Origin of the sequence: Psychromonas hadalis ATCC BAA-638 (assembly GCF_000420245.1) — a bacterium.
Taxonomy (GTDB): Bacteria; Pseudomonadota; Gammaproteobacteria; order Enterobacterales; family Psychromonadaceae; genus Psychromonas; species Psychromonas hadalis.
Genome location: NZ_ATUO01000114.1, coordinates 1 through 11695, shown reverse-complemented (window position 1 = coordinate 11695; position 11695 = coordinate 1). Strand labels below are relative to the sequence as shown.

General features: G+C 40.3%; 14 protein-coding genes and 1 pseudogene. 7 read left to right on the top strand and 8 right to left on the bottom strand.

What is annotated here, in order from left to right:
* The 4 genes and pseudogenes from G322_RS24290 to G322_RS23930 all read left to right on the top strand — a co-directional run.
* A pseudogene (locus G322_RS24290) lies at positions 1–513 on the top strand (IS1634 family transposase); the annotation flags it as partial.
* Positions 514–691: 178 nt separating this feature from the next.
* Positions 692–964, top strand: a complete 273-nt coding sequence (locus G322_RS23940; RefSeq protein ID WP_211217155.1) for a hypothetical protein — start codon at positions 692–694, stop codon at positions 962–964.
* A gap of 24 nt (positions 965–988) precedes the next feature.
* Complete coding sequence (locus G322_RS23935; protein WP_022942275.1) at positions 989–1240, top strand: ATP-binding protein; 252 nt, start codon at positions 989–991, stop codon at positions 1238–1240.
* Complete coding sequence (locus G322_RS23930) at positions 1227–1436, top strand: ATP-binding protein (protein WP_022942274.1); 210 nt, start codon at positions 1227–1229, stop codon at positions 1434–1436. Before G322_RS23935 ends, G322_RS23930 begins: the two co-directional genes overlap by 14 nt.
* A 354-nt stretch (positions 1437–1790) precedes the next feature.
* Here the strand turns inward: G322_RS23930 and hemW are convergent, their stop codons facing one another.
* From hemW to G322_RS0113410, 7 genes are read right to left on the bottom strand one after another with little or no spacing between them, the layout of a single operon-like run.
* Complete coding sequence (gene hemW, locus G322_RS0113440) at positions 1791–2933, bottom strand: radical SAM family heme chaperone HemW (protein ID WP_022942273.1); 1143 nt, start codon at positions 2931–2933, stop codon at positions 1791–1793.
* The gene (rdgB, locus tag G322_RS0113435; RefSeq protein ID WP_022942272.1) at positions 2934–3542 is read right to left on the bottom strand and encodes an RdgB/HAM1 family non-canonical purine NTP pyrophosphatase; all 609 of its coding nucleotides are present in this window, start codon (positions 3540–3542) and stop codon (positions 2934–2936) included.
* Positions 3543–3547: 5 nt separating this feature from the next.
* A complete protein-coding gene (locus G322_RS0113430; RefSeq protein WP_022942271.1) occupies positions 3548–3970 on the bottom strand; it encodes a DUF4426 domain-containing protein in 423 nt (140 codons plus the stop codon).
* 9 nt (positions 3971–3979) lie between these two features.
* Positions 3980–4261: a DUF167 family protein YggU gene (yggU, locus tag G322_RS0113425; protein ID WP_022942270.1), complete on the bottom strand. Its 282-nt coding sequence runs from the start codon at positions 4259–4261 to the stop codon at positions 3980–3982.
* Between the two features lie 4 nt (positions 4262–4265).
* Positions 4266–4808, bottom strand: coding sequence for a YggT family protein (locus G322_RS0113420; protein ID WP_022942269.1), 543 nt, complete (start codon positions 4806–4808; stop codon positions 4266–4268).
* 20 nt (positions 4809–4828) lie between these two features.
* Entirely contained in the window at positions 4829–5653 is an 825-nt protein-coding gene (proC, locus tag G322_RS0113415) for a pyrroline-5-carboxylate reductase (protein ID WP_022942268.1), read from the bottom strand.
* Positions 5654–5701: 48 nt separating this feature from the next.
* Entirely contained in the window at positions 5702–6400 is a 699-nt protein-coding gene (locus G322_RS0113410) for a YggS family pyridoxal phosphate-dependent enzyme (RefSeq protein ID WP_022942267.1), read from the bottom strand.
* Between the two features lie 20 nt (positions 6401–6420).
* Between G322_RS0113410 and G322_RS0113405 the strand changes: the two genes are divergently transcribed.
* The 3 genes from G322_RS0113405 (at position 6421) to yaaA (ending at position 9677) form a co-directional block, all read left to right on the top strand.
* Positions 6421–7455 carry a type IV pilus twitching motility protein PilT gene (locus G322_RS0113405; protein WP_022942266.1) on the top strand — a complete coding sequence of 345 codons (1035 nt, stop codon included), beginning with the start codon at positions 6421–6423 and terminating at the stop codon, positions 7453–7455.
* A gap of 16 nt (positions 7456–7471) precedes the next feature.
* Complete coding sequence (locus G322_RS0113400; protein ID WP_022942265.1) at positions 7472–8587, top strand: PilT/PilU family type 4a pilus ATPase; 1116 nt, start codon at positions 7472–7474, stop codon at positions 8585–8587.
* A 316-nt stretch (positions 8588–8903) separates the two neighbouring features.
* Positions 8904–9677, top strand: a complete 774-nt coding sequence (yaaA, locus tag G322_RS0113395) for a peroxide stress protein YaaA (protein ID WP_022942264.1) — start codon at positions 8904–8906, stop codon at positions 9675–9677.
* Between the two features lie 66 nt (positions 9678–9743).
* On the opposite strand, the gene srmB is transcribed toward yaaA, so the two are convergent.
* The gene (srmB, locus tag G322_RS0113390) at positions 9744–11102 is read right to left on the bottom strand and encodes an ATP-dependent RNA helicase SrmB (RefSeq protein ID WP_022942263.1); all 1359 of its coding nucleotides are present in this window, start codon (positions 11100–11102) and stop codon (positions 9744–9746) included.
* Positions 11103–11695: the final 593 nt, after the last annotated feature.

The window sequence follows — 11695 nt, the reverse complement described above, 5'->3', positions numbered from 1 at the left end:
ACAGGGGCAACAAGCAGAGAAGCATGAGTATCAAATAACAGGGCAGGTTTATTGTTCATTAGAAGAGCGTCAGGCGAGTTTACAAGAAAAAGGCATGTTCATGTTAGCGACAAATAATTGTAGCGAAACATTAACAATGGAAAAAATGCTTGGGCTTTACAAATCACAACAAAGTGTAGAAAAAGGTTTTCGTTTTTTAAAAAGTCCTGATTTTTTACCATCTTCATTATATTTAAAAAAGCCTGAGCGCATTGAAGCATTACTAATGATCATGACTTGTTGCCTTATAGTGTACGCTGCATTAGAGCATAAATAAGAGAAGAGCTTAAAGCGCAATCTACATACTTCCCAGACTTAAAATACAAGCCAACTCAAACACCGACGGCACGTTGGGTGTAAGGGCCACATGTACTGACTACCTCCGCACAACAGGAACTGGTAGTGAATTTAAAAGAGAGGAATAGAGTTATTATTGATTGCTTAGGGACAATATATCAAAAAATTTATTCTTGAAAATAGGAGGATTTATTCCTGAAATGAGTGCGGAATATCGGATATCTTTATTGTTTGTAATACTTTTTTTCCTTTCCTTGCGCTGTTTATTATGGCCACGTGGATTGTGATGCATATTTTAAATCGTCTTAATTTAGTGAATGAAATCATGAATAGAGTGATGCAGGGCGAGTGAGGTGTGTGTCTAAAAGTGGGTGAAAATAGGGATGAATTTGATACGTTAGTAATACACCTTAACAACATGCTAGACCAGCTTGAGAAAAGTGAATCTAAGCTAAAATCGTTGACCGTGGATATTGCTCACGATCTGCGCACCCCAATGGGGCGTATTAAACTACGTATTGAAGATCTGTTAAATAGTGGCAATTTTTTACCAGAAAATGAGCAACAGTTGGAGGGGATTCAGCAAGATTTCTCGCTACTGTTAGATACCTTTAGTGGCATGATGTAGCTGTATAATTTAGAAACGGGACGTGTGCCTATCGCTAAAAAAAGTTGTGATCTCAATAAAATTGTTAATGATGTTTTAGATTTTACTGAGCCACTCGCATTGGATAAAAATCAGAAAATATACCTCACCGTTGATATGCCTTGTATTTTTCAGGGTAACCCCAGTTTGCTATTTCGTGCTGTTTTTAACCTGCTTGATAACGCCATTAAATATACCCCTGAAAATAGTGTGATTGAGAGAATTATCGACTGCTTCGGGGGGGGTGATTGCCGATAATGGTAAAGGTATTAAGGGAGAAGATCGCGAACGGGCGTTAGATCAGTTAGTGCGTTTAGACCTAAGCCGCTCCGTACATGGCTTGGGCTTAGGGCTCGCATTGGTAAATACGGTGATGAAAATTCACAATGGACAGATAAGTCTCAGTGATAACTACCCGGGGTTGCGTGCACGTTTATTGTTTAATGAATCGTAACTACTCAGACCGTTGCCATTTAAGCCGACTTCTTCGTTGAAAATACTCACAAATTTATCGGGAGTAAATTTGAACATCCGCAGGATGGCCCGTAGGGTGAAGTACAGGATGTACGTAGTATTTAAACCACTCAACTCCGCTTTTTCGCCTTGAACTAGATGTAAATGGCTTAGCCCTGAGCATCTAGTGCTATTTTTGTAAAAACACCTTAAATTTTAAGAGGTGCTGAGTAGAATACAATGAATCAACACAAAAAATATGAGCCACGAAGGCACGAAGAAAAACAGACGCTTAGGAGAGGAAAGAAGTCTCTATCTTGGTGCTCTCTGTGTTCGTGGTTCGCTTTTCAGTTAGTTAATCTATAAACAACTGCAATAAGTCATTAAGAAAACGATGTCCTAAATCAGTCATTAACCAATGGTCGCTCTTTTTAATCAGTAACTTCTTATCAATTGCTTGTTGAATAGGCTCTGCTATCGAATCAATGCTTAACCCTGTGTAATCTTTAAACTCTTGAAAAGGGATTGGTGCAAATAGGCGCAGGCGATTTATCATATATTCAAAGGCTAGTTCATCTTGTTTAACGGTTTCTGAACTGTCTAAAAATGGGCGACTTACTTCTAAATAACCTTTTGGGTGTTTCACTTTGGTGGTGCGTATAATTCTATTTTCAAGAGGCAGTGTTAACTTGCCATGTGCGCCACAACCAATGCCAATGTAATCAGAAAAAGACCAGTAGTTAAGATTGTGTCGGCACTCAAAACCTGATTGACAGTATCCCGATATCTCATATTGTTGGTAGCCATTTGTCGCTAACAATTTTACCCCCGCTTCTTGAATCTCCCACAACAGTTCATCTTCTGGCAATTTTGGGGGATGTGAAAAGTATTGGGTATTAGGCTCAATAGTGAGCTGATACCAAGAGAGGTGTGTTGGTTGCAGGTCGATTGCGGTTTGTAAATCAAACAGTGCATCATCAAGGCTTTGATTTGGCAGACCATGCATTAAGTCTAAATTAAAGGTTTTGATACCACTTTGTTTTGCTTGTCGGGCCGCCGATTTCGCTTCCTCAACGCCATGAATTCGTCCAAGCTTAGTGAGTTTTTCCTGTTGAAAACTTTGTACTCCAAAGGAAAAACGGCTAATGCCCGCTTGGTGAAACTCCGCTATCTTACTGTTTTCAATTGCGCCAGGGTTTGCCTCTAGGGTTATTTCAATCTCTTTTTTAAAAGGGATCAGTTTTTCAATTTCAACTAATAACCAACCAATACCCGATGCGGAGATAAGACTTGGCGTGCCACCGCCAATAAAAATCGTGTCTAAGATACGTCCCTGTGCATAAACAAGATCGATTTTTAGATCATCAACCAATGCTTGCAGATAAGCTTGCTCTGGTATCTCTCCACGCAATTTGTGCGAGTTAAAATCACAATAGGGGCATTTTTCAATGCACCAAGGAATATGAATATAGAGACTAAGGGGAGGGAGTTGTAACATCTACTTTTGACCTAACTGCGCTTTAAGCTGTTTAACCAATAGAGCCAATGCTTTACCGCGATGACTCAGTTCACTTTTACGCTGTTTACTGAGTTGCGCTGATGAACAGTTTTCTGATGCCACCCAAAAAATAGGATCATAACCAAAGCCATTTTTACCATTTTGTTGTTCAGTGATCGTGCCTTCCCACGTGCCTTGGCAGATAATGGGGGTTGGATCGAGTTCGTGGCGCATATACACTAAAACACATTGAAAACGAGCACTGCGTTGTGCTTCACCAACACCTTCTAATTTATTTAATAACAGATCAATATTTTCTTGGTCACTGGCATTTTTACCGGCAAAACGTGCCGAGCAGATCCCCGGTTGACCATTTAAAAAATCGACTTCTACCCCCGAATCATCAGCAATAGCAGGTAAACCCGTTATCTTAGCAGCATGACGTGCTTTAATAATCGCATTTTCAACAAAGGTAGTCCCTGTTTCTGGCACTTCATTAACATCAAAATGACTTTGTGGTAATACTTCAATAGAGAAGCTATTTAATAGCTCACTCATCTCTTTCACTTTACCTTTGTTACTTGTTGCTAATACCCATTGCTTGTTCATTTTTGTTACTCCACGTAAAATTTATGCTGAAATTTCAATCGATTGGTTTTGCCCTGTGCTTTGATTTGGATATCAAATTTCACTATTTCTTCATTAGTAAAAGGATAGGTAGCGATATAATAGACCGACTTTCCCTCTTTAATCTTTTTGAATTTAAGTTGCTCAGTTTGTCCAATCAAGTTACGTCCAGTGCCAACTAGCTCTGCTTCAATCGGCGTGGATTGCTGATTTTTATCCAATACTGAAATATTGACTAAACCCGTATGTTTACTGCGTTTAAGCCCATATTGTGTGGCGATATAGGGCTTGATAAAGGTAGAGGGAAGGGCAATATAATGCACTTCTAAATTGGCGAAATCTTGTTTTTGCTCTGCAACGCTTGGCAAACTTAGTGTCGCGATCAGGGTTATCAAAAGAATTTTAAACATAAACTGTCCTTATATAGCATCTGGTATCTGTTTAGGGTTTTTAATGCGTACTAACTTATGGCGATTGAGTAAACCTTTTTCCACAATGATAGACCCCTTAGCCACTTTGAACTGTTTGCTGAGGAATTTAATCAGGTGTTTGTTCGCCTGACCATCAACGGGAGGCGCTGTAATGGCGACTTTAAGTTCATCACCAAGTAGTCCCACAAAAGCATCTCTACTTGCTTTGGGTTGTAAAATAAGACGTAGCAGTAAATCTTCTCCGTCATATTTTAGGTAGGGTTTGTTCATCTTATTAGAATAACCTGCTGAGTAGGTCGTTTACTAACAGTTCTACAAATTGCAATCCCAGTAACACCACAATCATAGAAAGATCTAATCCACCAATAGCAGGAATAAAACGGCGTACAGGCGCAAGTAATGGCTCACTAAGCTGAATCATTACCGCTTCAATTGGATTACGACCTTGGCTGACCCAACTCAAAATGGCACGTAAAACAAGTACCCAGAAAATCAGTTTAAACACTGCGGTTAATAAAATAACCAAACCTGAAATTGCAATCATCATCGGGTTAAAGGGCGCATTCATTATCAAACTTAGGGTGATGATTTTTAAACAGGCCACCATAAAAGCGAACAAGATAGTGGCTGTATCCCAACTACCTAAGCTAGGAATAACACGGCGTAGTGGGCCAACAATTGGTTGTGTTGCTTTGACGATAAACTGGCTGAATGGGTTGTAAAAATCAGCGCGTGCTACCTGTAACCAAACACGTAATAAGATGACCATAATGTAGAGGTCAAATAGGGTATTCACTAAAAAATTAACTGAGCTCATAAGTTTTTATTACCTTTTAATTAAAATAGTTTTTCCATCTCTGCGCCACGATCTGCCGCCACTTGCATTGCTGTCGCCACGATCTCTGTTAGCCCTGAGTCATTAAAGCTGTTTAATGCAGCGGCTGTTGTGCCACCTTTTGAGGTTACATTCGCGCGTAGTGTTGCGATACTAATATCGGGGTTTTTTGCCACCATCTCAGCGCTACCCAGTGCGGTTTGTAAAACAAGTTGTTTCGCTTGCTCATCTGAAAAACCCATTTTGGTTGCTTTTTTAAACATTGCTTCCATAAAGAGGAAAAAATAAGCAGGGCCTGAGCCTGATGTGGCTATCACCGCATCAATCATCGACTCCTCTTCCACCCAGATCATTTCGCCGACTGCTTGCATTAAATCACTTGCAAATGTTCTGTTTCCGTCATTAACCTGTGTTGATGCAAACAGACCCGCCATCCCTTTTTGTAGGAGTGCGGGGGTATTGGGCATTGCGCGGATAACGGGTGTATTTTCACCCAGTATTGATTGTAAGCGCTGTACTGAGATACCAGCAGCGATTGAAATAACCAGTTTATTGCTGAAATCAATGCCCGCATCGACAAGTGCTTGACACACTACCGCCATAATTTGAGGCTTAACCGCTAAGACAATTACTTCAGCCCATGTTGCAGAGGCGTTATTGTCTTGGCTTCCAGTAATAGAAAATTGTGTAACGAGTTTATCCGTTGCCTCTTTATTCGGCTCACTTGCGCAGATTGAGCCTGCTGGGTAGCCATCTTTTATTAAACCACTGATAATACTCGATGCCATGTTGCCCGCACCGATAAAGGCAATTTTTTTGTGTAACATGTTTAAACCTCTTTTTTTAAAGATGCAAGACTAAAGTCTTACTTGCAATTAATTTCTTGCACCAAAAATATCGGTGCCAATACGTACCATCGTGCTACCGCATTTTATGGCACTTTGTAGGTCGCCACTCATACCCATTGACAGTGTATCAACCTGTGGGTATAAGCCCTGTAATGTTAGATAGATGTTATGGAGTTCATCAAACTGTTTTTCAAGGCGTTCGATATTTTCTGTTTTTTCTGGAATGGCCATAATACCACGTAGTTTTAAGCGTGGTAGATCACTAACTTGTGAAGCGAGTTCAATAACTTGCGATAAAGTAGTACCCGACTTAGTGGCTTCTCCGCTAATATTAACCTGTAAACAGATATTAAGGGGGGCAAGGTCATCTGGGCGTTGAGCATTAAGACGTTGCGCTATTTTGAAACGCGCGATACTTTGCACCCAATCAAAGTGTTCTGCCACGGGGCGGGTTTTATTTGATTGTAGTGGGCCGATGAAATACCAAAAAAGTGGCTCTTTAAAATCATCATCTTGCTTAATTTGTTTGATTTTTTCAATACTCTCTTGCACGTAGTTTTCACCAAAATGGCGAAGCCCTGCAAAGTATGCTTGTTTGATCAAACTAACCGGTTTGGTCTTACTGACTGCAAGTAGCTGGATTTGATCAGCATTACGTTGTACTTGCATGGCTGCATGAGCTATTTTTTGAGTAACGTTATTTATTTGTTTTTCTATATTAGTCATTTTTAATAAGGTTTTAAATTATGGATATCACGGAATTATTAGCTTTTAGTGTAAAGCATAATGCATCAGATCTACACCTTTCTGCAGGTGTTCCACCCATGATTCGAGTAGATGGTGAAGTACGTAAGGTAAATGTGCCAGCATTAGAGCATAAAGAGGTGCATAGTCTGATTTATGACATCATGAATGATAAGCAACGTAAAGATTATGAAGAGAAGTTAGAAACTGATTTTTCTTTTGAAATTCCTGATCTAGCCCGTTTTCGTGTGAATGCATTTAATCAAAAACGGGGAGCTGCCGCTGTATTTCGTACTATTCCTAGCAAAATATTAACGCTAGAGGATTTGAAGTGCCCAGAAATTTTCAAAAAGATTGCTGATTTTCCGCGTGGTTTAGTGTTAGTGACCGGCCCAACCGGGTCGGGTAAATCGACCACACTGGCCGCGATGGTTGATTATATTAACGATACTCGTCACGAACACATTTTAACCATCGAAGATCCTATCGAGTTTGTACATGAAAGTAAAAAATCGTTGATTAACCAACGTGAAGTTTATAAAGATACCCTGAGTTTTGATGCTGCGCTACGTAGTGCGCTACGTGAAGATCCCGATGTGATTTTGGTCGGTGAATTGCGTGATTTAGAAACCATTCGTTTAGCGCTAACCGCTGCAGAAACGGGTCATTTGGTCTTTGGTACCTTGCATACCACTTCTGCGGCTAAAACCATTGACCGTATTATTGATGTATTCCCTGCCCAAGAAAAAAGCATGGTACGTTCAATGTTATCGGAATCATTACGTGCGGTTATCTCACAAACCCTGCTTAAAAAGAACGGAGGAGGACGAATTGCCGCCCATGAAATTATGATCGGCATTCCTGCGATTCGTAATCTAATACGTGAAGATAAAGTGGCACAAATGTATTCAGTTATTCAAACGGGAATGGTGCATGGCATGCAAACTCTGGATCAATGTTTACGTAATATGGTCAGCAAAGGCGAAGTGTCACATGCTGATGCCGCAAAAAAAGCAGCTGATCCGAAAACATTCTAATTTAAGGTAATATGATATGTTACAAAAATTACTGGTAAAAGTAGATGCATTAAAAGCCTCGGATCTGTATATCTCCGTTGGTTTACCCGCAACCGTCAAGTTAAATGGTCGTTTAGAGTCGATCACGCAACAAGAACTAAATGAAGAGCAAGTATTTGCTCTTTTAAAGGAGGCGATGGGAGAGCAACGTTTTAGTGACTTTAAAGAAACAAAAGAAGCAAATTACGCCATCAAGAGTGACAGTGCTGGGCGTTTTCGGGTTAGTGCTTTTATGCAAAAAGAGCAACCGGGTATGGTTATTCGCCGTATCGAGGGCAATATCCCCAGTTTTGAAGAGTTGCATTTACCTTTGCAACTCCGAGAAACCTGTATGGCAAATCGAGGTTTGATTCTGTTTGTCGGCGCAACCGGCTCGGGTAAATCGACAACACAAGCCGCTATGATTGGTTACCGTAATCAAAATGTATCAGGGCATATTTTAACCATTGAAGATCCTATTGAGTTTGTGCATGAGCATGGTTCATCGGTGATCACGCAACGTGAAGTGGGTATTGATACCGATTCTTTTGAAGAAGCGCTTAAAAATTCACTGCGCCAAGCGCCCGATGTTATCTTGATTGGTGAGATACGCACCCGTAAAACCATGGAGTTTGCACTGACCTTTGCTGAAACGGGTCATCTGTGTATGGCAACGTTACACGCAAATAATGCCAATCAAGCCTTAGATCGTATTTTACACCTCGTACCAGAAGACCGACATCGCCAATTTCTTTTTGATCTGTCCGTTAATCTACGTGCGATTGTGGCGCAGCAACTGATTCCAACCGCGGATGGTAAATCACGTCGTGCAGCCTTTGAAATTTTATATAATACACCCACCATGGCAGAAGCGATTCGTAAAGGTGAGTTGCATACCCTTAAAGATATTATGAAAAGCTCCAGCGAACATGGCATGCAAACGTTTGATCAAGCGTTATTTAATCTGTATGAGCAGGGTGTTATCGGTTACACAGAGGCGTTAGCACATGCAGATTCCGCTAATGATGTACGTTTAATGATTAAGCTTGATTCAACAGAGGGGCGTAAATCATTAGGAGCAGGTATGCTTGATGATATAACATTGGATTATTAATAAGCTTTATTGCCTAAGGAAGTGAGATTTTAGTCTTACCTTGTTTTGAAAAGTAAAGTCAAAACAAGTGAAGCTAAAGTATCACTTTCTATTTACTTTGTAGATTGGTATCACACGGTTAAAGCTTTATTTTGGACGTAGGACTTTAGTCCTGCTTGGTTATCAAAGCGCAGCTAAAGCAGTACGTCCAATTTACTTTTTAGGTCTTTGTGTACGAGTCAGGGCTAAAGCACCCCCTCCGACATGCAAGACCCCTATCATAAGACTGAGCGGTTGTTCAATTTACCCTCACTGGTCAAATATTCCTAGGAACTTTATGTTAATTTTACTCTCACCCGCTAAAACGCTTGATTTTGAAAATGCTCCCCCAACATCTGAATTTACACAAACCTCGTTGTTATCTGAAAGTGAGTTACTCATAAAGCGTTGTCAGCAGCTTTCAATGCAGGAACTTGCCTCATTAATGAAAGTCAGTGATAAAATCGCTGGATTAAACGTGGCGCGTTTTGCCGATTGGAAATTACCACTGACACCTGAATATGCGAAGCAAGCACTGTTTGCTTTTAAAGGTGATGTTTATACTGGGTTACAAGCTGAAACCCTCGCGCCTAAAACATTAACCTATGCACAACAACATCTGCGTATTCTCTCTGGTTTATATGGTCTGTTAAGACCTTTAGATTTGATGTTGGCATACCGCTTAGAGATGGGAACACGCCTTGAAAACGTACGAGGCAGTAACCTTTATCAGTTTTGGGGATCATTGGTAACAGATGAAGTGAACCGTGTATTAAAAGAGCAAGGAGATGAGTTACTGATCAACCTTGCCTCTAATGAGTATTTCAAAGCGGTGAAGAAAAAAGAGTTAAAAGGGACAATCATTACGCCTATCTTTAAAGATCAGAAAAAGGGTCAGTATAAAGTGATCAGTTTTTACGCTAAAAAAGCACGTGGGTTAATGGCACGTTATATCTTAGAAAATGAGATCACAGAGATAAAGCAGTTAACGACTTTTGACGTGGATGGCTATTACTTTGTGAAAGCGGATTCAACGGAAACAGAACTGGTTTTTTATCGTGATGAAAGATAACTAAAGCGGTCAGCCGTCAGTTTGCACTGAAAGCTGACGGCTAATGACTGATAGTTATTTATTCATCTACTCGCTTTCAGGCTCTTTTTTAGGGCCTTTACCTGCCCAGCTTGGTTTTCCTTTGGCTTTTTTAGTACGGTGACGTTGTTTACCTATCTCTTCTTTTTTCTTTTGGCGTTTTGCTTTCTTTTGCTCTTTTAGCTCATGCTCGCGCGCTTTACCTTTTTTGGTCACCGGTTTTTTCGATTTACGCTGACTGACCTTTGCCTCTTTATTCGCTGGACGTAATGACTTGATCACGCGACGTTTCAGAATTTGATCGGTATAACGTTCGATCTTGCTTAATATATCAACGTCGTGTGCTTCAACGAGCGAAATTGCGGTACCTTTTTTACCAGCACGTGCAGTACGGCCAATACGGTGCACGTAAATATCAGCACTACGTGGCATATCGTAGTTAATAACATGAGTAATATCGGGGACATCAATACCGCGCGCGGCAACATCAGTTGCAATGAGGATGTTGATTTTCCCCTCTTTGAATTGACGTAGAGACTCATTTCGTTTCTCTTGATCCATTTCACCACGTAAGTAGTTACACGAAATTTCTAGTTCTGCTAATTGTGCCACTAATTCAGTAAGACGATCACGTGTTTTAACAAACACAATCATCTTTTGCTGCTGTTCATGTAAAGGCTCTTGTTGCAAAATAAAAGCAAGTAATTTTATTTTGTGCTCTGCGTTATCTGCTAGGTGAATCCATTGCGTTATTTTGCCACTTTCACGGCGAGAGACTTCTGCATTTAATTGTACGGGGCTGTTTAAAATGTCGCGTGAAAATTCACGTAACCCTTTACCCTCTAACGTTGCTGAAAATAGCGCAGTATGCTTACGCCAGCGTGTTTCACCTGCAATGCGGTCCATGGTCTCAATGAAACCCATATCTAACATGCGATCAGCTTCATCAAGAACTAATGTTTCTACTTCGCGGCAGTCAAATGCTTCAGCGTCAATATATTCCATTAAGCGACCTGGTGTGGCGATAACGATATCAACGTTAGCCATGATCACTTCTTCTTGCTCTTCATAAGCAATACCACCAATGATGTTACCTACAACAAGCTCTGTCCCTCTACAAAGACTTTGTGCTACTTCACTTATCTGAACGGCTAGCTCACGAGTCGGGGTCAAGACTAAAATGCGTGCAGAGCCTCCTTTACGGCGTGGAAAATCAATTAAGCGTTGCACAGCGGGTAATAAAAAAGCCAGTGTTTTACCGGTTCCTGTTGGCGCGCTTGCCATAATGTCTTGCTCGTCCATTGCCACAGGAATAGCGAGTGTTTGAATGCTTGTTGGACGTTTGTGTCCCATTTTATCAAGGGCATTTAATAGGTGTTGGTCGAGATCAAGCGCTTCAAAAGACATGGGATTTCCAATAATAAAAAGGGTGTAAATAATAATAGGGGGGATTATACAACAAATACCGAAAAAATTGGGATTTGTCTAATTTATTTGAATCTAAGAGATATTAGTGCAAACAGATTACCGTTTATAAAAGTATAACCACGAAGTCGCTACGCGGCACAGAAAAACGAAGAAAACATTAACAAGAAAATTGGTAACTACTCAGCACCCCTTAAAATTAGAGGTGTTTTTATAAAAAATAGACTGTAAATGCTCAGGGCTAAGCCAGTTATGCTTAGTTCAAGGCGAAAAAGCGCAGTTTAGTGGTTTAAATGAGCATTTTTCAACGATGAAATAGGCTTAAATGGCGACGACCTGAGTAGTTACAAAAATTGTATCTTTATCATTCCTGTTCCTTCGTGGTTAATTATTTGTTGAATTTTTTACTCGTGATATCAGCCTTAGGGATCGTTACAAAATAACTTGCGATAAATTGTTTCCAAAAAGCCCTAGATGACTGGCTATTTTAAAACAAAATCGCAAGTAATTTTGAAGCCAATCCTTAGTTAAATACATCTTTATAGCGGTCATTGACCGCGATGATTTGATTTTTG

What these genes read in the sequence shown, in the direction of transcription:
- hemW (WP_022942273.1), bottom strand. Translation starts at nt 2,933, where the DNA reads ATGTTACAACTCCCTCCCCTTAGTCTCTATATTCATATTCCTTGGTGC.
- rdgB (WP_022942272.1), bottom strand. Translation starts at nt 3,542, where the DNA reads ATGAACAAGCAATGGGTATTAGCAACAAGTAACAAAGGTAAAGTGAAA.
- G322_RS0113430 (WP_022942271.1), bottom strand. Translation starts at nt 3,970, where the DNA reads ATGTTTAAAATTCTTTTGATAACCCTGATCGCGACACTAAGTTTGCCA.
- yggU (WP_022942270.1), bottom strand. Translation starts at nt 4,261, where the DNA reads ATGAACAAACCCTACCTAAAATATGACGGAGAAGATTTACTGCTACGT.
- G322_RS0113420 (WP_022942269.1), bottom strand. Translation starts at nt 4,808, where the DNA reads ATGAGCTCAGTTAATTTTTTAGTGAATACCCTATTTGACCTCTACATT.
- proC (WP_022942268.1), bottom strand. Translation starts at nt 5,653, where the DNA reads ATGTTACACAAAAAAATTGCCTTTATCGGTGCGGGCAACATGGCATCG.
- G322_RS0113410 (WP_022942267.1), bottom strand. Translation starts at nt 6,400, where the DNA reads ATGACTAATATAGAAAAACAAATAAATAACGTTACTCAAAAAATAGCT.
- G322_RS0113405 (WP_022942266.1), top strand. Translation starts at nt 6,421, where the DNA reads ATGGATATCACGGAATTATTAGCTTTTAGTGTAAAGCATAATGCATCA.
- G322_RS0113400 (WP_022942265.1), top strand. Translation starts at nt 7,472, where the DNA reads ATGTTACAAAAATTACTGGTAAAAGTAGATGCATTAAAAGCCTCGGAT.
- yaaA (WP_022942264.1), top strand. Translation starts at nt 8,904, where the DNA reads ATGTTAATTTTACTCTCACCCGCTAAAACGCTTGATTTTGAAAATGCT.
- srmB (WP_022942263.1), bottom strand. Translation starts at nt 11,102, where the DNA reads ATGTCTTTTGAAGCGCTTGATCTCGACCAACACCTATTAAATGCCCTT.